Source organism: Pseudomonas fluorescens, from assembly GCF_902497785.1.
GTDB lineage: Bacteria > Pseudomonadota > Gammaproteobacteria > Pseudomonadales > Pseudomonadaceae > Aquipseudomonas > Aquipseudomonas fluorescens_BO.
This window is the reverse complement of the sequence record NZ_CABVHK010000003.1, coordinates 221,331-241,325: the sequence shown is the minus strand read 5'-3', so window position 1 is coordinate 241,325 and position 19,995 is coordinate 221,331. Positions and strand designations below refer to the sequence as shown.

At 52.5% G+C, this 19,995-nt stretch carries 17 protein-coding genes; 4 read left to right on the top strand and 13 right to left on the bottom strand.

Annotated elements, in window-relative coordinates; all coding sequences use genetic code 11:
* Nucleotides 1-55: 55 nt before the first annotated feature.
* Nucleotides 56-1,978 carry an alkaline phosphatase D family protein gene (locus F8N62_RS06105; protein ID WP_150710098.1) on the bottom strand — a complete coding sequence of 641 codons (1,923 nt, stop codon included), beginning with the start codon at nucleotides 1,976-1,978 and terminating at the stop codon, nucleotides 56-58.
* 157 nt (nucleotides 1,979-2,135) lie between these two features.
* Here F8N62_RS06105 and F8N62_RS06100 point away from each other — a divergent pair, with 157 nt between their 5' ends.
* Nucleotides 2,136-2,504: a PH domain-containing protein gene (locus F8N62_RS06100; RefSeq protein WP_150710097.1), complete on the top strand. Its 369-nt coding sequence runs from the start codon at nucleotides 2,136-2,138 to the stop codon at nucleotides 2,502-2,504.
* Between the two features lie 134 nt (nucleotides 2,505-2,638).
* On the opposite strand, the gene F8N62_RS06095 is transcribed toward F8N62_RS06100, so the two are convergent.
* The 10 genes from F8N62_RS06095 to F8N62_RS06050 form a co-directional block, all read right to left on the bottom strand.
* Nucleotides 2,639-2,860 carry a formate dehydrogenase subunit delta gene (locus tag F8N62_RS06095; protein ID WP_150710096.1) on the bottom strand — a complete coding sequence of 74 codons (222 nt, stop codon included), beginning with the start codon at nucleotides 2,858-2,860 and terminating at the stop codon, nucleotides 2,639-2,641.
* Nucleotides 2,857-5,739, bottom strand: a complete 2,883-nt coding sequence (fdhF, locus tag F8N62_RS06090; protein WP_150710095.1) for a formate dehydrogenase subunit alpha — start codon at nucleotides 5,737-5,739, stop codon at nucleotides 2,857-2,859. Before fdhF ends, F8N62_RS06095 begins: the two co-directional genes overlap by 4 nt.
* Nucleotides 5,736-7,298 (bottom strand): formate dehydrogenase beta subunit, encoded by a 1,563-nt coding sequence (locus F8N62_RS06085; protein ID WP_191632349.1) that lies wholly within the window; start codon nucleotides 7,296-7,298, stop codon nucleotides 5,736-5,738. The genes fdhF and F8N62_RS06085 overlap by 4 nt, the downstream gene beginning before the upstream one ends.
* Complete coding sequence (locus F8N62_RS06080; RefSeq protein WP_150710094.1) at nucleotides 7,295-7,771, bottom strand: formate dehydrogenase subunit gamma; 477 nt, start codon at nucleotides 7,769-7,771, stop codon at nucleotides 7,295-7,297. Before F8N62_RS06080 ends, F8N62_RS06085 begins: the two co-directional genes overlap by 4 nt.
* Nucleotides 7,772-8,099: 328 nt before the next feature.
* A complete protein-coding gene (locus F8N62_RS31735; protein WP_224791341.1) occupies nucleotides 8,100-8,492 on the bottom strand; it encodes a hypothetical protein in 393 nt (130 codons plus the stop codon).
* A gap of 429 nt (nucleotides 8,493-8,921) precedes the next feature.
* Nucleotides 8,922-9,161 carry a pyocin S6 family toxin immunity protein gene (locus F8N62_RS06070; RefSeq protein WP_150710093.1) on the bottom strand — a complete coding sequence of 80 codons (240 nt, stop codon included), beginning with the start codon at nucleotides 9,159-9,161 and terminating at the stop codon, nucleotides 8,922-8,924.
* A gap of 15 nt (nucleotides 9,162-9,176) precedes the next feature.
* A complete protein-coding gene (locus tag F8N62_RS06065) occupies nucleotides 9,177-10,301 on the bottom strand; it encodes a colicin E3/pyocin S6 family cytotoxin (RefSeq protein WP_150710092.1) in 1,125 nt (374 codons plus the stop codon).
* A gap of 356 nt (nucleotides 10,302-10,657) precedes the next feature.
* Complete coding sequence (locus F8N62_RS06060) at nucleotides 10,658-10,993, bottom strand: DUF3077 domain-containing protein (protein WP_150710091.1); 336 nt, start codon at nucleotides 10,991-10,993, stop codon at nucleotides 10,658-10,660.
* A 661-nt stretch (nucleotides 10,994-11,654) separates the two neighbouring features.
* Nucleotides 11,655-12,182 (bottom strand): GIY-YIG nuclease family protein, encoded by a 528-nt coding sequence (locus F8N62_RS06055; protein WP_150710090.1) that lies wholly within the window; start codon nucleotides 12,180-12,182, stop codon nucleotides 11,655-11,657.
* 208 nt (nucleotides 12,183-12,390) lie between these two features.
* Nucleotides 12,391-12,966 carry an SLATT domain-containing protein gene (locus tag F8N62_RS06050; RefSeq protein WP_150710089.1) on the bottom strand — a complete coding sequence of 192 codons (576 nt, stop codon included), beginning with the start codon at nucleotides 12,964-12,966 and terminating at the stop codon, nucleotides 12,391-12,393.
* Nucleotides 12,967-13,003: 37 nt separating this feature from the next.
* Between F8N62_RS06050 and drt3a the strand changes: the two genes are divergently transcribed.
* Nucleotides 13,004-14,269: an antiviral reverse transcriptase Drt3a gene (gene drt3a / locus F8N62_RS06045; RefSeq protein WP_150710088.1), complete on the top strand. Its 1,266-nt coding sequence runs from the start codon at nucleotides 13,004-13,006 to the stop codon at nucleotides 14,267-14,269.
* 2 nt (nucleotides 14,270-14,271) lie between these two features.
* On the top strand, nucleotides 14,272-16,260 hold the full coding sequence (drt3b, locus tag F8N62_RS06040; RefSeq protein WP_150710087.1) for an antiviral reverse transcriptase Drt3b: 1,989 nt from the start codon (nucleotides 14,272-14,274) through the stop codon (nucleotides 16,258-16,260).
* 295 nt (nucleotides 16,261-16,555) lie between these two features.
* Here the strand turns inward: drt3b and F8N62_RS06035 are convergent, their stop codons facing one another.
* On the bottom strand, nucleotides 16,556-16,885 hold the full coding sequence (locus F8N62_RS06035; protein WP_150710086.1) for a hypothetical protein: 330 nt from the start codon (nucleotides 16,883-16,885) through the stop codon (nucleotides 16,556-16,558).
* A gap of 308 nt (nucleotides 16,886-17,193) precedes the next feature.
* Nucleotides 17,194-17,922 carry a hypothetical protein gene (locus F8N62_RS06030; protein WP_150710085.1) on the bottom strand — a complete coding sequence of 243 codons (729 nt, stop codon included), beginning with the start codon at nucleotides 17,920-17,922 and terminating at the stop codon, nucleotides 17,194-17,196.
* Nucleotides 17,923-18,818: 896 nt separating this feature from the next.
* On the opposite strand from F8N62_RS06030, the gene F8N62_RS06025 reads away from it, so the two are divergent.
* On the top strand, nucleotides 18,819-19,958 hold the full coding sequence (locus tag F8N62_RS06025; protein WP_150710084.1) for a PD-(D/E)XK nuclease family protein: 1,140 nt from the start codon (nucleotides 18,819-18,821) through the stop codon (nucleotides 19,956-19,958).
* Nucleotides 19,959-19,995 lie beyond the last annotated feature (37 nt).

Here is a 19,995-nt window from a genome sequence, read left to right as displayed (position 1 = left end):
GATCAAAAGATCGCAGCCTTCGGCAGCTCCTACGGGATCGTTCCAACGCTCTGTCTTAGCCGTCAACCTCAGGCGCAACCATCCGCGTCTTCGGCGAACCATTCGAGTTGTGCTGAAATATTGCCTGCGGTTGCCCTTTTTCATTAAAGAACACCTGCCCGATCCCCGCCGAATTCCACAGCCGTTCACCCGCCTCGGCATGCTCCGGAACATGTGGCACGATGCGCATCCGTCGGCGCTTGGTGAGCCAGTTCAGCGGTGAGCGCGGCGAGTAGAGCCAGCGGTTGAGGCGGTCGAACCATTCCAGCAGCGCAGGCGGGAATTCGTTCTTGATGCCGCTGCTGGTGATCTGCCAGATCCGCGGCCCGGCCTTGCGATGGCGGATCAGCACTTCGTAGACGAAGGAATAATGCACATCCCCGGACAGCACCACGTAGTTCCCCGGTGTACGCGAGTGTCGGAAAATGTTCAGGATTACCTGCGCCGCACCGCGGTGGGCCATCCAGTTTTCGGCGTCCACCAGTAGCGGATACCCGAACCAGCTGAAGACCTTTTGCACGGTCTCGATCAGCTTGACCCCGAACACTGGCGCCGGCGACACAATGATCGCCGACGGGTGATCGAGCAGTTCCTGTTGCAGCTCGCTGAGAGCTTCCCAGTCCAGCAGACCCGAAGGTTGCTTGAGGGTCATCTCACTCCGCCAACGCCGGGTGCGGGTGTCCAGCACCACCATCGCCGGGCTGGTCGGCAGCACGTAATGCCAGCGCTGGAATTTCAACAGCTCGTCAATCAGGCCGTCCTGCACCGGGCTGTCGAGATACTGGTCGTCCCCGGTCGAAATCAATCCGGCGGTTTTCTCCAGCAATGCACCAAACGCATCCGGATTGTTGCCCCAGCCCTGGCACAACATATAAGCAGTCAGCGCGTTGCCAATGATGCGCTTTGAGAACGGATGGCCGTAGGCTGTTTCCTCCCATTGCGCGGAGAGATTCCAGTCATCGGTAATGTCGTGGTCATCGAAAATCATCAGGCACGGCAGATGCGCGAAGGCACGGGCGACACCGCCAAGCCCCGCCTTGAAGCCATCGATGCGCGTCTGCTCCAGCGCATAACGCTCGCGGCGTTCGGGAATCAGCTTCGGCGGTTTCGGTGCGATCAGCGTCCAGGGTGTCGGCGACCACACCAGCATGTACATCGCCATGACTTCGGCGAAGGTCACCAGATGATTATCGGCACTGCTGCTGGTGAAAATCGGCTTACGCGCGCCGCCGAAAAATCGCTCACGCAGGGTTTCATTGCTCTGTAGCGCCGGTAACAAATCCGCACGATGGTAATAGCTGGCCTCGTGCGCGTAGAGCTTGGCGCTGTCGCTGACCACGGCGCCTTCCAGATACTCGCCGAACAATCCCAACCGCTCGATCAAGGAATGAATCGCCCGCAACATCGGCCCCGCGACATCGTCGGCGTAAACCTGATCGCCGCTCATCATTAACAATGCCGGCCGTTGCGCAGGCTCATGTTGCGAAGCCAGCAAGCGATCAACGCAGAGCAGTCCGTCGGTGGCGGGATGGTGCGGTTTGCGACAGGAGCCATGCAGCAACTGATCAATTCGCGAGCGCAAAACAAAATTCGGACAGCGTGCGTCGCCATACAGCAGATGCGGTGCCCATTCGGCGATCCCCATCTCGGCGTCATCAATCAGCACGTCGTATTCGATCAACGTGTCGCAGGGCAGGGCAGTGTCCAGCGGCACATCGATCAAATGGATGAACGCGTGAGTGCCGATCTGGATGATCGTGCATTGCCCGGCATCCAGGCGGATGTCGTCGCGATCTTGCAGACGCAGGGTCAGGGACAATTCCCGTGATCCTGCGAGCCACAGTACCAGGCGGGCAGGTTCGAGCCGCCGCAAAATCGGGCCGGCCAGGACCGGTGGCAGTGGGGCGACATTTTCAGGCAGCAGCGATGATTCGGACATCCAGGTTCGAGACTCTTGGCGCACAGGTCGCCGATCATAACGCAGGTGGCTGCCGATGCCTGCCGTGCAATGTGTGGCGCGGGTGGTTGAAGAAGTGGTCAACTGCTGAATTGGCAATGCAGGCTACAGTACCTAACATTCAGGAATGGAACGGCAAATGATCGACTTCAACAACAAAGGCTTCTTCAAACTCAAGCAAAACGACGAATACGCAGAACGCGTCACCGCACTGCTGTTGGAGGGAGAAAAGGTCATCGACTCCTACAAATCCATGCGCGACGGGGTGGTGTTTACCAACAAACGCATCATCGCCGTCAACGTGCAGGGCCTGACCGGCAGCAAGAAAGACTTCACTTCGTTGCCGTACAAAAACATCGTGGCGTACTCGGTGGAAACGTCGGGGACTTTTGACCTGGATTCGGAGTTGGAGATTTATTTTTCGTCGTTGGGGAGGGTGAAGTTTGAATTCACCGGCAGAACGTCGATGGTGGAAATTTCAAAGCTGATCTCTCAGCATCTGCTCTGAACACGCAGACCCCTGTGGGAGCGAGCTTGCTCGCGATGAGGGCAGTACATTCAGCATGAGTGCTGACTGAACTGACGCTATCGCGAGCAAGCTCGCTCCCACAGGTTTTTCAGCCATGAGCAAGATTGTGGAGTCTAAGCCTCCCAACCCGCCCCGCTGACCGCCGCCTGCGCCAATGGGTGCAAGTCTGCCCCTTGATGCTCCGTCTGCCAGGCCAGCAATTCCTTGCGCATGCCGGGCGTCCAGTACATCTGCAGATGATTGCGCACGCCGAGCACGGCCTGTTGCTGGTCTGGCTCATTGGCGAAGTATTGGGCGATCTGGTTTACCATTTTGATCAGATTGGCCGTGCTCATCGGCGCACCTCCGCTTTGGCGCCACGGGCCTGACGGCGATCCTTGAGCAAACGGTCCTGTTCGTCACTGAATGCCTGGTAGCGTTTTTGCCACTCGGAAGGGTGGTAGACGCGGCTGACTTCCACGGCGGTGACCTTGTACTCCGGACAGTTGGTGGCCCAGTCGGAGTTGTCGGTGGTGATCACGTTCGCCCCCGATTCAGGGAAGTGGAAGGTGGTGTACACCACGCCCGGCGCGACCCGTTCGGTAACCCGCGCACGCAGCACGGTCTGCCCGGCGCGGCTGCCGATGCCGACCCAGTCACCTTCGTTGATGCCACGGCTTTCGGCGTCGGTGGGATGGATTTCCAGACGATCTTCGTCGTGCCAGGCGACGTTCTCGGTGCGCCGGGTCTGGGCGCCGACGTTGTACTGGCTGAGAATGCGCCCGGTGGTCAGCAGCAGTGGGTAGCGGTTATTGACCTTTTCCTCAGTGGGCACGTAGCCGGTGAGCATGAATCGGCCCTTGCCGCGCACGAACTCCTCGATGTGCATGGTTGGCGTGCCGTCCGGTGCCGCAGCGTTGCACGGCCATTGCAGGCTGCCGTGGCGTTCCAGTTCGGCGTAGCTGACGTTGGTGAACGTCGGCGTCAGGCTGGCGATTTCATCCATGATTTGCGACGGGTGGGTGTAGTTCATCGGGTAGCCCAGTGCATTGGCCAGCGCTACCGTGCCTTCCCAGTCAGCCTTGCCCCCCAGCGGTTCCATGACCTTGCGCACTCGTGAGATGCGCCGTTCGGCGTTGGTGAAGGTGCCGTCTTTTTCCAAAAACGAACTGCCCGGCAGGAACACGTGGGCGAATTTCGCTGTTTCGTTGAGGAAAATGTCCTGCACCACCACGCATTCCATGGCCGACAGGGCCGCAGTGACGTGTTGGGTATTTGGGTCGCTCTGGGCGATGTCTTCGCCCTGGCAATACAAGCCTTTGAAACTGCCGCCCAGCGCTGCCTCGAACATGTTCGGAATACGCAGGCCCGGGTCGGGTTGCAATGTCACGTTCCACGCCTGCTCGAACTGCGCCCGCACCACTTCGTTGGAGATGTGCCGGTAACCGGGCAACTCGTGGGGGAAGGAGCCCATGTCGCAGGAACCCTGAACGTTATTCTGCCCACGCAGCGGGTTCACGCCCACGCCTTCGCGGCCGATGTTGCCGGTGGCCATGGCCAGGTTGGCGATGCCCATCACCGCGGTGCTGCCCTGGCTGTGCTCGGTCACGCCCAGGCCGTAATAAATCGCCGCGTTGCCGCCAGTGGCATACAGACGAGCCGCTGCGCGGATGTCGGCAGGTTCTACGCCGCAGAGGGGGCCAATGACTTCCGGCGAGTTTTCCGCACGGCTGACCAGCTCGCTCCAGCGGGTGAAATCGGCGCCTTCGCAACGGGCGTCGATAAAGGCCTGATTGAGCAAACCTTCTGTGACGATCACATGGGCCAAGGCGTTGAGCATGGCGACGTTGGTGCCCGGACGCAGGGCCAGATGCAGTTCGGCGCGGGCGTGCACCGAGTCCACCAGATCGATGCGTCGTGGATCGATGACGATCAGCCGCGCACCTTCACGCAGACGGCGCTTGAGCTGCGAGGCGAACACCGGGTGGGCGTCGCTCGGGTTGGCGCCCATCACCAGAATCACGTCGGCCTTCATCACCGAATCGAAACTCTGGGTGCCGGCGGACTCGCCGAGGGTTTGTTTCAGGCCATAGCCGGTCGGCGAGTGGCAGACCCGCGCACAGGTGTCGACGTTGTTGTTGCCGAACGCAGCACGCACCAGTTTCTGCACCAGATAGGTTTCTTCGTTGGTGCAGCGGCTGGAGGTGATGCCACCAATCGAATCGCGGCCGTATGTTTGCTGCAACCGACGGAATTCGCTGGCGGCGTAGGTCACCGCCTCATCCCAGCTGACTTCCTGCCACGGGTCGCTGATGTGTTTGCGGATCATCGGTGTGGTGATGCGATCCGGGTGCGTCGCGTAACCCCAGGCAAAGCGCCCTTTGACGCAAGAGTGGCCGTGGTTGGCCTGGCCGTTCTTGTCCGGAACCATGCGCACCAATTGGTCGCCTTTCATCTCGGCGCGGAACGAGCAGCCCACGCCGCAATAGGCGCACGTGGTGATCACGCTGCGTTCCGGTTGCCCGAGTTCCACAACGCTTTTCTCCATCAGCGTCGCGGTCGGGCACGCCTGCACACAGGCGCCGCAGGACACGCATTCGGAATCGAGGAAGTTCTCGCCGCCGGCCGCCGCGATCCGCGATTCAAAACCGCGCCCGGTGATGGTCAGGGCAAAGGTGCCCTGGGTTTCTTCGCAGGCGCGCACGCAGCGGTTGCAGACGATGCACTTGCTCGGGTCGTAGTCGAAATAGGGATTGGACGTGTCTTTCACGTCGGCCAGATGGTTGTCGCCTTCATAGCCGTAACGCACCTCGCGCAGGCCGACCTGGCCGGCAACGGTTTGCAGCTCGCAGTTGCCGTTGGCCGAACAGGTCAGGCAATCCAGCGGGTGATCGGAGATGTACAACTCCATGACGTTGCGCCGCAGCGTTGCGAGCTTCGGCGTCTGGGTGTGCACGGTCATGCCTTCAGTGACCGGCGTGGTGCAAGACGCGGGATAGCCGCGCATGCCGTCGATCTCCACCAGGCACATGCGGCAGGAGCCGAAGGCTTCCAGGCTGTCGGTGGCACACAGTTTGGGAATGGTGGTGCCCATCAGCGCCGCGGCGCGCATCACCGAGGTGCCTTCGGGCACGCTGATGCTGCGGCCATCAATGTTCAGGGTCACTTGCACCTGACTGTCGCGGGCCGGCGTGCCCAGATCGATATCGGTTTTCGGATCGAAGAGAGTGATCATTGATCGGCCTCCGAGGCTTGCAAGCCGAAGTCGGCGGGGAAGTGCTTAAGGGCGCTGGCGACCGGAAAGGAGACCATCCCGCCCAACGCGCAGAGCGAACCGTATTGCAGGGTGTCGCACAGGTCCTTGAGGATGACCACCTGCTGATCACGACCGGCCTGATCTGGCGCGGCCAGCAGCCGGTCGATCACCTCCACGCCGCGGGTCGAACCAATGCGGCAGGGCGTGCATTTGCCACAGGATTCCTCGGCGCAGAACTGCATGGCAAAGCGTGCCATGTGCGCCATGTCCAGACTGTCGTCCGCCACCACCACACCACCGTGACCGAGCATCGCGCCGATGGCGGCAAACGCCTCGTAATCCAGCGGCGTGTCGAACTGCGACGGTGGCACCCAGGCGCCGAGCGGCCCACCAACCTGCGCAGCCTTCAGCGGCCGACCACTGGCGGTACCGCCACCGTAGTCTTCCACCAGTTCGCGCAGGGTCAGGCCAAAAGCCCGTTCCACCAGACCGCCATGACGAATATTGCCCGCCAGTTGGAAGGGCATGGTGCCCAGGGAACGGCCCATACCGTAATCGCGATAAAACTGCGCACCCTTGGCCAGAATCAGCGGCACCGAGGCCAGGGTCAGCACGTTGTGTACCAGCGTCGGCAGGCCGAACAGCCCCTTCAACGCGGGAATTGGCGGCTTGGCGCGAACGATCCCGCGCTTGCCTTCGAGTGAATCCAGCAGCGCGGTTTCCTCGCCGCAGATGTAAGCGCCGGCCCCGACGCGCACTTCCATATCGAAGGCTTGACCGCTGCCGCCGACGTTGGCGCCGAGGTAACCTGCTTCACGGGCGATGTTCAGCGCTGCACGCAGGGTGGCCACGGCATCTGGGTATTCCGAGCGGACATAGATGTAGCCGAAGGTGGCGCCGACGGTAATGCCGGCAATCGCCATGCCTTCGATCAGCAGGAAGGGGTCGCCTTCCATCAACATGCGGTCGGCGAAGGTGCCGGAGTCGCCTTCGTCAGCGTTGCACACGATGTACTTCTGCGCCGCCTGGGTGGCGCGCACCGTGCGCCATTTGATGCCGGCCGGAAACGCCGCGCCGCCACGGCCACGCAGGCCTGAATCGAACACCGCAGTCGCGGTCTGCTCGCCGCCAATGGCGATGGCCCGTTGCAAACCTTCAAAACCGCCGTGGGCCCGGTAATCGTCCAGCGACAGCGGCCGGGTAATCCCGGCGCGGGCGAACAGCAGGCGTTGTTGAGACTTGAGATAAGGCAACTCTTCCACCAGACCCAAGGCCAGTGGATGAGCGGAAGGCTCGCTTTGCAGCGCGTCCAGCAAGGACGGCACATCGGCGACGGTCAACGGCCCGAAGCCGATGCGGCCTTGCGGCGTGTCCACCTCCAGCAGCGGTTCCAGCCAATACAGGCCGCGAGAACTGGTGCGTTGAAAATCCAGTGGCAGCTTGCGCTCCTCGGCCTGGGCGGCAAACGCCAGCGCCACGTCATCAGCACCGACGGCACAGGCAAGCGAATCAGCGGACAAATAGAAGCACGGCATCATGCGTCCTCCCGACAAGCATCAAGCAACGCATCCAGCCGCTCGGCACTCAGCCGCGCATGCACCCGGCCATCCAGCTCCAGAGCGGGCGAACAGGCGCAGGCGCCAAGGCAATACACCGGGCGCAAACTGATGCTGCCATCGGCGCTACTGCCGTGATCGTCCAGTTGCAGACGCTCGCGCAACTGCGCCGCCAACTGCTCGGCGCCGCGACTCTTGCACGACTCCGCCCGACACAAACGCAGAATGTGTCGGGCCGGCGGCGCGGTACGGAAGTCATGGTAAAAACTGATCACCCCGCGAACCTCGGCCTGACTCTGGTTCAGGGCGTGAGCAATCTCGGGAACAGCGGAATCGGGGATGTAACCGAGGCCCGCCTGAATCTCATGAAGAATAGGCAACAACGCGCCGGGCAAGCCCTTATGGCGCTCCAGCACACCGCTGACCATCGGCAGGTGCAACATCTCATCAGGCATACAGCAATCCTCACGGTCACGGACAAACCAGATGGTTGTCGGTCGTCCGAAAGTGTCGGCTGCGGCACTCACACCACGTCACGGAATCGTGGCATTTTCAGGCCGTTGGCCAGGGCACCCTTGGCGGGCATCTTGTTGTACCCGATGCGGTCTTCGCCGCACCTCTACCGGGCATAAAGGGCAGCTTGCCACGGCGCTTATGGTTTAACTGCACCAAAGCGACGTGTTCGGTTCTGCCTACGACTATCCATTAAGTCTAGATGAGTGGGGCGCGGGGCGTTTGCTCACTGGCCTAATGCCCGAAGGGCTTGTCGATGGGTGATGTATATCAGGCGCTGCAGGTCAGAAACAGCATCAGATGGGTGGGTAATTTTAGGGCGCAGAGCTGCTCGATTGCGCTGATTTGGTCTGCGGTAAGGTGGTAGTCATATACGCAGTCATCGTCCTTCGCCCAGCCCATGATTGGCGTCAGGTCCGCGACGGAAACCAATATCTCCATTTCATAGGTAGCGAAATCTTCACCTTCGGGAACTCCCATAATCACGTGTTTCATGGTGCTACTTTCCTTGTTGGGTCTGCTGGTTTGTTCCAACACCAGTTTCGTCGTCGAACTTTCTGCATTCGCGCTGAGCTGATCGTCACCCCAAATCCCAACCAAGGCACCAACCCTGTGGGAGCGAGCCTGCTCGCGAAAGCGTATCGGCACAAACCAGCATTTCATGTGATGTCGGCATTGACGTGGTCATCAGGCTTCGACACCATCAACCCCAATCGCGCCCGATCCTCTGGTGCTGGCTTAGTCCGGCATTACATTCGGGCCTTCTTGTTTATGGAACATGGAAGTTGCCTAAGCCAACTCCTCCAAAACCGTTCCAACCACCCCCTGTAGGAGCGAGCTCGCTCGCGAAAAACTTAAGCCGCCACTGCCCCGCTGAATGGCCGCAATCTTCGCGAGAAAGCTCGCTTCTACAAGTGCCCTGCGTAGCTTGATGTGCATTTCTCCGAATTAAATCGGAGTGATGTGGCTATCGGTTCGCCAATTTCAGGCGCGTGTTCAACTTGGGCGTATTCCTGGTCCTACCTGACGGGCATCGTGGTCGTGCCACCAATTCATCTAGACAGGCTTACTATGAGGTTGCCCGCAAGTTGGCTACGCCCGCACACCAATGAACAGGTCTAGCGCGGTCGGCAAGGGCTCATTGATCAATAAGGCAATCTTCTCCACTTGATTGCTGGTAAGTAACCATTCCCCATCGGGGCTCCCAACAAGGCTGTCCCAGCCAAGAACCTCCATTACAGCCGCTTCAAACTCTGGCAGGACGGTGTGGTCGTATTTCAGCGAGTCATCCTCATCGTCACCTTTTAAAAAACCGCTAATCCATAAAAACATAATTCACCTCATATCCTATTTTGGCGTGGTTCTGCCTGGCTTTGCAGGCTTGGTTTGTTCACCCGTTTCTGGATTGAATTCTCCAAGATGTTTCCCCTGTGAGTCGTACATTTCAACCGCGCCGTGTTGACTATCCCACTCATATATCCGGCCCTTTCGATCTTTCCAACGGCTACGTTTACCCCCACCACCCTGGACGCTGCTTTTGGATTTAACAGGGAACGTATCCGGGAATGCTGGCAACCCCAATGGCGGCTTGTGGTATTGGATATCGCCACCGCCAATAGGTCGCGAAAACACTAGGTACAGCGAACTCAGGCCGGAGTCTGCCGGAAATACAAGAATGTAGTCCTCGGTTTCTATGTCGTCCCCTGCCGGATAGCCTTCGATCTGGGAATCTGTTCCTTCCGGAATCGGGTGTACGAGGATGGTGCCTTGGCTGTTGATGGCGTCAGGATGGACCATTGGCGGTATGCCTGATCGTCCTCGAGGTGTCCACAGGATAACGGCGCTATTTAGCTCGGCTTCTATCGCGGTCTTGGTGTCGTTCCACTTGGCCTGCACCGTTCGCACAGTGTCATCCCCTGACGGGCCGGTATGGATGCCGTAAACCTGCAACACGCCTTCAACATCGCGGCGAAACTGAAAGCGTACGCGGGTGGGAGCGCGGGTCAGGTTGCGTAGCTGATCGTCGGTATAGAGCGTGCCGTCGCCCATTTTGGTTGGGAGCATGCCCAGCACAAACACGCCGGCAGGGCTTCCGCGCAATGCCCAGGTGAACCCTTGTTGCATGATGCCGCCACCCGCTATGCGCCCCAGTACAGCGTCGAAGCCTAGTGCGAGTCCGGCAGCTTGTGCCGCCGACGGGACAAGCATCGACCCAGCCAGCATGACCTTGCCAAATTCTGAGGCGGGCATCGAGTGGCTGCCGGGGTGAGTGCTCCCCCAGTTCTCAGGTGTGCAGCACTTGGCAAACACTGGATCTGAATGTTCCTTGGGAATTGGCCATTCATCTTTGGGGATGTATTCCCTCACTGGCTCAGGGGGCGGATTCCAGGCGGCCCACGAGCCACCACCATTCGGACGGTTCCGGCTCCAAATGTCGTCAAAAGGATCCTTTTTTCGTTTTTCCTCGGTCATAACAATCCCTGTGTGACTTCGTCTCGAGACAGGAGATTGTCGGTCAGCTCGCTTTCCAGTCAATTTGACTAGGTAACCTGAAGTTTCAAACTCTACGAGAAACGTAAGATCCGCAGCGTGCTGTGAAACGCACCAAGTTAAAACCGATAATCATGAAGGCCATCATCGTCTCTCTGAGGGAGCGAGCCTGCTCACGCAAGCGCCAGACCAGCTAACCCAAAACCCCGAATCCAAACACAACCCCATGTATGAGCGAGCTCGCTCGCGAAAAACGCAAGGCAGCCACCATTCCCGCTGAATGGCTACTATCATCGCGAGCAAGCTAGCTCCTACCGGGTCATGTCTAACTTCAAACGCTAGACAGCGTCCTGCGTTTTCTCCCGTAACTCTTCAGCCTTCGCCCCGGCCCGCTTAACCGTCGGCCCAGGCCGATCCAGAGTAAGCACCTTCACCACATCATCCACCACCGCCTTACTCATCGCCGTCAAATAATGCGCGGCCCAAGCGTGGTAATCCGTGTCCCTGGCATAAGCCGCATCCTTGGCCAACGCTTTAGCGAGAAACAGAAAATCAGAAGCCATGGCCAACGCATCGCCAAGGGGTACGTTGCGGGTGACATGGAATAGCGGTTCATCCCCGCAGTAGATGGCGGGAGTGAGGCCGATGGTTTTGAGTTCGGGTTGATCGGTCATTGGCCACCTCCGATGAGGGAGAGGCGGTGGGAGAGGGTGTAGGGTGGGGCGTTACACGATTGGAAGTTGCGGTGAGGGGAACGGCAAAATTTGTACGGATTGATACTGCGCATTATCAGACTCCTTGATACGAGGAGCTGCCACGTTCGTTACCACACGAATGGGTGACAGCTGTGCGCAGGGTGGTAAACCGGGAATCAAGGAAACCGGCACGCCCGAGGGCGTCCCACGCACAGCCGCCATAACTCACGTTTGCTGGCATAAAAAAAGCGCCGGCAATCGTGATGGCGCGCTGTTGCGCCTTGAATAACTCGGGTTACCACACCCGGTCGCTGAATTGGCAGCGACAGTGGGAGGGTATCGTGGAGATTTCGTTCCTGCAACCCCGAATACCTGCGCGGCGGTTTGAATGCACACTGACGCTTATGAGGCTCTTACCGTAGGGTGGGAGGTCAGGCGATGAACACAACTTATGTCAGCTGATATTTGGCACGAGAGTAAGTAACTTAGGAGCAGGCCACCAGGTTTTATGTTTCTTTAATTTTGATAATTTGCTTGTATTCGAAAAATAACTCCTGTGAATACTTACTACTAATATAAGACTTACGGGGTGGGAATCTCTAGCTATGGTGGACAGATTTTTCCAAATATTCGCATAATTTCAGAACTCTCTTTCGTCATCTGGGGAGAGATATTTGTAGTAATGCACCAACTCCCGCCTAGAGCATATTCGAATGCCTAACTCTCTGTTTAGCTCAAGGAATAACGCGATGTCCGAAATGTGATGATAATTCAAATTGAACCATTCACCTCTGACGCGAAAATGAGAATAGTTTTTATGTAGGAAAGACTCAAGATAAACAATTTCTTTTCCTAGGTAATCGTCCAAATCAGCTTCAGCGTATAAAACCATGGTCAGATTGTTCGGGTTTCCCGTTTGGTGGGCCGCAAGTCGTTTCGCAAGGTCGTTCGTTATGCCAATTTTGTAGTATGTCGTCCCGTGGCACCGAATAATATAGAGGTAGCGCGGCGCTACATCTTCTTTCATGAATCTCTTGTACTTGGCATACGCGCTACTCCGTTCTTCCGCGGTAGCCTTGGCGTAATCAAATAGCTCGGCGATCTCGACGTAGTGTTTTTCGTTGAGATCTATAGAATCGTAATCGCTTTTGTTTTCCAATTCTTCCATAGGGAGGTATTCAGAAATGGGTCCTTGATAGATTAGGCATTTATAGCGGCTTAAAATATATAGTTTTTACTATCAGTAGATCAAATAAAGGGGCACATATATACCCTGATCAAATCGTTGATCGAGCTGAAGTTTTGACTGCTGTCGCCATGCGTCCTATAGCGTTGCGAAAAAGCAAAAAATTAAACCGCTATCCCTTTTCCTTTTTTCAGATGAATGCCGTCTTTGCGATGAGAACCAAAAACCACCCAAGGGAGATAATAATCAATATAAAATATAGCGAAAACCTAGAGTAATATCCAAGTCCACTTTTTTCTATATATTGGGTTTTTTTATTAACTCTGCTATTGTCAGCCTCAGTGTGATTGTCGTATTTGCTCAGTATGCTAAAGTATTCATCCAGTTTCTGTTCATACTCTTGGTCCGAGAGAACTACTCCCCATTTGTTCATGAGTTTGTAGGTCAGCTCATTCAGCTGAACCCCGCAATCATGATGTTTAGAGGATTTTAAACCAAAATCGCTCATGCCTATAGCTATAGAAAAGCACAAAATCACTATTGATAGGAAGACTTGTCCGATATTAACAACAACACTGGCAAAAGAAAATTTGAACTCAACTAGCTGCAAGAGTGAAACTAAGATGAGTATGATCGAAAATAGTGAAATACTAAATAAGGATAGCTTGTTATGGAGATCTAAACGTCGGCTCGCCTGAAATCGTGCCGCTACTGTTTTAGAAATCATTTGCCTCAAAGCATCGCAATTGGTATCTTCGGCTGACATAATTTTCTCGATACGTGACTAACAGGAGTGGTTAAAATTGATTGAGTCACCGTTCACTATAAGAAACCTTGCTAAGTTTGTTGCAAGAAATCGAAACGACGACTCTTCAAATACTAAAGCAGATTATGAATCAGTCGCAAGTGAAATATTAAAAAAAATTGAAGCCGGAACGGTTTTTGAAGGCGCAATTAAAAAGTTTTCACTTAACAATAAGACTGTACTCACTTATACGACTGAGGATGCCAAGATAGCATCTAGATTGATCATAAGGAATTTAGAACTTAATGCTAGAATAAAACAGCCTAATAGAAGCGAAATAATCGCTGCGTTAATATCATCTCTTCAAGATGGTACTCCTTATAGAGCTCATCGTTATGATATTAAAAGTTTTTACGAAAGCATAAATCGTGCTGCTGTTCTCACAATGCTTGATGACGAGTCTCTGTGTTCTCTAAAGACATTGAAGTTAATAAAAATTTTATTTAGCGCTCTAGATCGTGAAAATATTAAGGGATTGCCGCGTGGGTTGGACATAAGTGCTTATCTTTCTGAAATTTATCTCAGGCACTTTGATACTAAGCTCAAAAGATTGGAGCACGTCAATTTTTACGCTCGTTTCGTAGACGATATTATCATCCTAACTTCCAATGATAAGGCGGAAGAAATCACGAAATATGTCAAGGAGTTCTTGAGTGATGATTTGACTTTGCATGATACGGGTAAGAGATCTGATATCTATATAAGTAAATCAGAAATTTCCCATGAGGTTGATAAGTCGATAGAAAAGTTTGAGCTGCTAAATTACCTTGGCTATGAGTTTAAAATATTCAATACATACCTTCCAAGTTGTGATTTTAGAATTAAGCGTAGATTGGAAGTTGAAATTTCAAATAATAAGATTAGAAAAATAAAATCTCGATTATTTAGTTCGCTATTATCCTATTGCTCATCCGAGAGAAATTCATCCGATTTTAAGCTCTTGGAAAAGAGGTTGAAAACGTTAACCGGCAATTATGAAATTAATTCATCGGGTACTAATGTTATAATTAAAACAGGTATATATTTTAATTACCATCACAGGACACCCCAAAATAACTGTCGATTAACAGAGTTAGATAGAACATTTCGTCGTGCTCTTTTTTCTCGGGCGCACCCTTTGTTCATAAAGCTCTCGGCCTCGATAATGCCCCATGAAAAACGAAAGCTGTCAGGGTTTAGTTTTGTCAAAGGCTATGAAAATATCACATATTACTCTTTTTCTTATATAGAGTTGGTGAAAATACGTATGCACTGGAATAAATAATTATGAATAGCCAAGTGATGCGCGTACGTAAGACAGACTATGAGCGAGTAGTACTGACAGAGACATGTCCTTACGAAGTTCCTATCATTTTCGAAAATGTGGGAGTTTACCGGTTACTAAAAATATCTTCTGGTCATACAAAGGTTGAACATCCTGTTACCAAGTCCTTGATTGACAAAATAATAATAAAAGATCAGGCGGCATACACTGTTCCTTTACCTTACAAGATTAGAAAAGATAGCGAGTCTTTTCGAGAGCTTTCGTTGCTCCACCCAGCTTCTCAAAATGAAATAGTCAGTTTTTACAAAGAATTTCAATACAAAATTATCAATCTGTGCGGTTTGAGTGACTTCAGTATTAGGTCTCCAAAAAAAATTGCTAGTAAGTATTATAAAAAAAATAATTTGCAATGGGTCAATGAGTACAAAAGTGACAAGATGATTGATACTGCAAACGAGATGACATACAAGCATCTTACTTCATATTTTTCATATCACGGCTACCGCAGGTTGTATAATTTTTTTGACTCATACGAATTTATGAGACTTGAAAGAAAATATTCAGTTTTTTGGTCTCTCGATGTTAGTAGATGCTTTGATAGTATCTATACTGAATCTATAAACTGGTCAAACCAAGAAAAAGACTTTTCAAAAAATAATTCGGATGTGAAAAATACATTTGGCTCGGTTTTTAATAGATTAATGAAAACGTCTAATCATAACGACTCCTCCGGAATTGTGATTGGCCCAGAAGTAAGTAGAGTTTTCGCGGAAGTTATTTTTCAAAAAATCGATAGCGATATTAAAAAAACACTACAAGCTGATGGGCTTGAATCGGGAGAGCATTATGAGATTAGAAGATATGTAGATGATATTTATGTGTTTTCAAGAAGTGACCATGAGGCTTTAAAGGTTCATGAGGCAGTCGATAAAAACATAAAAAAATACAAGTTAAGTCTTAATAAATCAAAAACAGCAAAAGTTAGGCGTCCGTTTGTCACCAAAAAAACACAGACAATGCTCGATATCAAGTCTAGATTAAAGCAGCTCGAAGAAAAGCTTGTGGAAAAAAATGATGGTGAGGCCAAGCTTTTTCCTAGGCGCCTCATGAATAAAAAACACATTATAATTTCTTTCGCTAACGAAATAAAGTCGCTCTGCCTGGATGATGCGTCTTCATATACAATGGCTTGTAATTTTTTAATAAAAGCACTGACAAATATCTCGATAAAGTTCTGTAAAAAAAACTCCAAAAGAGATTTTGAGGGTAAGTCTCTAGCTCTGTTCTCTGATTTTTTTATCGTAATAATTGATCTTTTGTTTCATTTTTTTACTGTGAATCCAAGCCATTCAGGAGCGGTTCAGCTTTGTAAAATGACAACTATTGTTGGAGAGTTTTGCGACAACATTATACCAGCAGAAGCTCCACTAATTAAAAGTCAGATATTCAGTAGGTGTGTTGATTTTTTCAAGAGTAGTGAGTTTTCAAAAATTTCACGGCAGTATTCAGATGATACATTACTCGAAACGCTAAATATGTTAATAGTGTCCAGTTGTCTCGGGGATGACTATATGTTGTCGACGAAAGACTTGAATTCTATTTTTGAAATAAACGCGGCAAGGACATTAAGCTATTTTGAGATAATCGTACTGCTCTATTATATTAAGGATAATTCGATATACTCTGCTATTCGTGTGCGAGTTATTTCGTCTATAAACACGGTATTGCAGGATTTGAGTGATATTAAAACCTCAACAAACAAGGCTTACCTGTTTTTTGAAGCCGCAACATGCCCATATTTGGAAGAGCGAGATAGAATGGCCTTAGTGAAGAAGGCTCTCGAGAGCACGGGCTTGGCTAGCCATCTGACGGTGGGTTATGACGTGCTACAGGTTACACAAGATTTGGAGAGGATAAAATTCTGCTCTTCTTGGGATAGAGCGGCAATGATGAGTTTGCTGGAAAAAAAAGAGTTGCAGGCAGTGTACTAGCACTTCATAATCTCCTGGCACTCGCTGGCTATATTTTCTGAGCATTAATCGCGAGATTAATGCGATGAAAAGAATACTGATATGGAGTTAGCATATTCAGTCCACCGAAAGGTGTTTACACACTACAGCCAGCGCAGTGCAACTAGCTAGAGCTAAGTATTGTTTTAGTGTCTAGCGTATTTCTTAGTGCTAATTCCGCAAGGCTATGAGTCAAAACTGCCTTTTTGATAAGGCGTGGCAGCTGGCGCTATTTCGGTTATCGGATATTCGCGTTTGTTAAGTCGCTCGCTTTCATTCACTGAATATCTTTCAGGTAATCCTTAAGCACGATAAGCGGTGCATCAAGCTGCGCCATCGTCTGCGCATTGCTGACATCAGCTGACAACCGTTGCAACTCTCGCCCTAACGGCGTATCAGCCCCGCCTATAGCGTCTAGCGCCAAACCTGCGCAGTGCGCCAATCTAAACTGAATACCCTCGATATCCCCCCGGCGCACCAGCAAGCCAAATACCTCCCGCTCGTAATCGCTCATGATCGGATCGTCGCGCAGAATCGGACTCGACCCCTCCGTCTCATAAGTCAGCTTGAGACAGAACAGAGCAACAGTTTCCAGCAGCAGTTCCATGGGATGAATCCTTGAGGATTGTTGTACCCGCCCAGAACGCGAAAATCAAAAGATCGCAGCCTTCGGCAGCTCCTACGGGGCGGTGGGGTGTCAGGTGCTTTTCTGTAGGCGAAAAAAAAGGCCTTGCAAAGCAAGACCTTTCTTAATTTTGGTGCCCCGAGGGAGACTCGTGCAATCCATATAATTCAAGGTCTTTGGGGCGCTTTCTTGGTTAGGGATACAGGGAGGGATACACGCTTACGGCTACTGCCGGGGGTAGCGGATCGCCTCCGGGCGAATCCAGCCTCGATCTTAACAGCAGTCCACATTCAATAGCAGTGACGGCACCTTTCACTGGAAAGGTGGGTAAAGCCACAGTCGCATAGCTTTGCGTCAACTGTCGTGTTGCAGTGAAAGCAGAAGGGGATTGGGAGATTGTCGATTACTAGGTAGGTTTGGTAGCAAACTGGACAATCCAACGTTCCCTCGAACTCATCTGGTGAGTCCACATCCTCCTCGCTCCAATCAGGCCAGGTGTCGTGGAACCACTGGTCCAGTCGATGCATGGCGATCCATTCAAGATCCTGCCGGTTGAAAATCAAACCTCGTATCTGCCGAAGCGTCGTAGGTTGAATGTCACGTTCCAGTTTTTCCTTCAAAACACCTTCGACGAAGAAAAAAATAAACTGCAGAGACTCTGAAATTATCGCTTCATCTTCTTCTTTATGGTCGTAGCGATGGTGCTCAATGCGGTTTCTTCTTTTTTGGATTCGCTCAATGACGGATTGAGGACCCTTATGTAAGCCTTGTCCGACATTCTCAAGCCGGGCGAGCGCCTCCTTGATCCCTACGGTCAGCGAGTCGTCCGTGATTTTTGCGTCGATGTTCCTATAAATCAAAATCGGATTGGTGCGATACAGCTGCTCCTTAAGCAACAGCTCTATGGCATGGAAGATCGTCAGGATCGCGTGTTTCCTACTGGAATACCCTGGCTCCTTCAAGAAGTGCTCGATTCCGATTCGGAAGGAGTCGACTGCATTCGAATAGATATCGCTCATTTCGGTTTCCCCGCTGAATGCATCTACCAACGTGCTGGGCATTGAGGCTATCCAGTCATCGTGTACCTGTCCATTACATGCTGCCTGCTAGGTCCAAGTGCAAAAGCCTGCCGGGGACCCTGGGGGTTTCTTGTCCACACGGGGTCGGAAACCCGCGGGGTTTTGGTAGTGGGAGCTGCTCCAGCTTACTGAAATTTCAATGCTGAAATTGAAAGGATCTTGAAGAAAAAGGAGCATCGTTACCGTATCGGCAATGGTGACCTCAGATCGGTCTTTTTGTAGGGCAAATGCACAGGTGAACAGGCAGTTCACCAGGTTCACCTGTTCACTAAGCTGTGCACTTTTCCGCTAACACGATCACGCGGGTTTCCGACCCCGTACCTACCGAACATCCCCAGGGTCCCAGGCGATGTCGGTGCCCCGGTCGATGCATCTCCCCTGTTCGTCGTTGGCAGACGGCATCTCCCAAGCGTCCTGTAGTTCGGCGACCCAGCGTTCGAATTCTGAATTAGTCGATACCAAGCCAGTATTACTTTCGCTGGCGGCGCTATCATCGATGGGGTGTGGGGCTCGAAAAGACGTGTTACAGGTGTTGCGGGTGTTACGAGCTATGTTAACTAATTGAATTTATTTGATTTTATTGGCGTTACACACGCTTCCTCTTTTACTTGCGTTGGGTGTTACAAGCCTAGGAGGTGTTACAGCCGTGTTTACAAATTGGGTAATGTAGTGCGATGCGACTTCGCAAAACGCTTCATTGGCAAAGGTTTGAGCGGTCGACACAGCTCTAAACAAAGATTTGTATGATGCCGGTAGAGTCAAATGGCCATTACATCAGGGCGTGATTTGCCTGATACTGCGCGCCATAACTCGGCCTTAATCAGGGATCCTCTCTCATGGACGATTTTTTGCAAACCGTGGCTTTGCTGCGCGCGAGGTATCAGCGCCCGGCAGGCTTCAACCTCTTCTCCGTACTCCGCAGCTCAAGTGACGAGGTTCGGCTTCACTCGCGCTTTCTCGCCTTCTTGCTCGACCCTAAGGCCAGCCACAATCAGGGAACAGCGCTGCTGAATCTTCTGTTGAAGCGGTTAGGCATCCAGAACTTCGATTTAGAGAATGCGTTTGTCGAGGTCGAGTACCGGAACATCGACATTCTGGTCCGCAACCAATCCAAGCAGGCTGTGATCATCGAAAACAAGATCTACGCCGGCGATCAGGACGAGCAGCTCTGGACCTATCACCAGCGAATGCAGGCGGAAGGCTATGGCGAGATTTGGACGACTTACCTCACTCTGGATGGTTCGGAGCCCAGTGAACAGAGTCGCAGGTCTCTGTCTGTAGTTCTTTTGAGCTACGAAGCTGAGATCATCTCTTGGCTGAAGGACTGTGTTCCACTGGTCGCCCGCGAGCCCGGGGTGCGGGAAAGCGTTTTCCAGTACATCGAATTACTCCAAAAGCTGACATCCAGTGACCAGGGCGAGATCTACATGAGTAAGCTAAAAGAACAGATCCTGCTGGGCGAGAATATCTTCGTAATCGCCGACATCAACCATGCGTTCAAGTCCGTACTGGCCGACCTACAGTTCGATATTTGGGAGCGCATGACGGCTTATCAAGCGATCCAGTGTCCGCAACTCGGCAAGCCCGAAATTTCTGCCACGAAGGAGGCGGTTGCCGCCTATTACAAGAAGGCAAAAAACAGCAAATACATCGGCCTCACTTTTCCCTTCATGTTCATGAGCGGGGGTGTGTACATCGAACTCAACCACCGTCTCTACGTTAGCTACTACTGTGACGGTGAGCAGTTCCCGGAAGACCGGGAGCGCCTGTTGACGCTAAGTCGAGAGATCGCACCAAAAGCTCGTAATCCGGGCAGCCTTTTCTGGAAGTTCTCTAAGTTCAATGTGAACTTCCACGCCCCTTCCAATGAGGACTTGGCGCTCCTCCGAGATCCGGAGACGAGGGAGTCGATTGCCGTCAGCCTGATCGATGACGCGCACGAACTGTGGCAGCGCGCTCACCAGCAGTTCGCCTAAACGCAGACAAGGCATTCAAGGGGGCTGTCGACCAAGA

Excerpts from the sequence above, each read along its gene's own strand:
- fdhF (WP_150710095.1), bottom strand. The coding sequence starts at position 5,739 with ATGATCACTCTCTTCGATCCGAAAACCGATATCGATCTGGGCACGCCG.
- F8N62_RS06025 (WP_150710084.1), top strand. The coding sequence starts at position 18,819 with ATGGACGATTTTTTGCAAACCGTGGCTTTGCTGCGCGCGAGGTATCAG.
- F8N62_RS06060 (WP_150710091.1), bottom strand. The coding sequence starts at position 10,993 with ATGACCGATCAACCCGAACTCAAAACCATCGGCCTCACTCCCGCCATC.
- F8N62_RS06070 (WP_150710093.1), bottom strand. The coding sequence starts at position 9,161 with ATGTTTTTATGGATTAGCGGTTTTTTAAAAGGTGACGATGAGGATGAC.
- F8N62_RS06050 (WP_150710089.1), bottom strand. The coding sequence starts at position 12,966 with ATGTCAGCCGAAGATACCAATTGCGATGCTTTGAGGCAAATGATTTCT.
- F8N62_RS06105 (WP_150710098.1), bottom strand. The coding sequence starts at position 1,978 with ATGTCCGAATCATCGCTGCTGCCTGAAAATGTCGCCCCACTGCCACCG.
- F8N62_RS06035 (WP_150710086.1), bottom strand. The coding sequence starts at position 16,885 with ATGGAACTGCTGCTGGAAACTGTTGCTCTGTTCTGTCTCAAGCTGACT.
- F8N62_RS06095 (WP_150710096.1), bottom strand. The coding sequence starts at position 2,860 with ATGAGCACGGCCAATCTGATCAAAATGGTAAACCAGATCGCCCAATAC.
- F8N62_RS06065 (WP_150710092.1), bottom strand. The coding sequence starts at position 10,301 with ATGACCGAGGAAAAACGAAAAAAGGATCCTTTTGACGACATTTGGAGC.
- F8N62_RS06100 (WP_150710097.1), top strand. The coding sequence starts at position 2,136 with ATGATCGACTTCAACAACAAAGGCTTCTTCAAACTCAAGCAAAACGAC.
- F8N62_RS06055 (WP_150710090.1), bottom strand. The coding sequence starts at position 12,182 with ATGGAAGAATTGGAAAACAAAAGCGATTACGATTCTATAGATCTCAAC.
- F8N62_RS31735 (WP_224791341.1), bottom strand. The coding sequence starts at position 8,492 with ATGAAATGCTGGTTTGTGCCGATACGCTTTCGCGAGCAGGCTCGCTCC.
- drt3b (WP_150710087.1), top strand. The coding sequence starts at position 14,272 with ATGAATAGCCAAGTGATGCGCGTACGTAAGACAGACTATGAGCGAGTA.
- F8N62_RS06080 (WP_150710094.1), bottom strand. The coding sequence starts at position 7,771 with ATGCCTGATGAGATGTTGCACCTGCCGATGGTCAGCGGTGTGCTGGAG.
- F8N62_RS06085 (WP_191632349.1), bottom strand. The coding sequence starts at position 7,298 with ATGATGCCGTGCTTCTATTTGTCCGCTGATTCGCTTGCCTGTGCCGTC.
- F8N62_RS06030 (WP_150710085.1), bottom strand. The coding sequence starts at position 17,922 with ATGAGCGATATCTATTCGAATGCAGTCGACTCCTTCCGAATCGGAATC.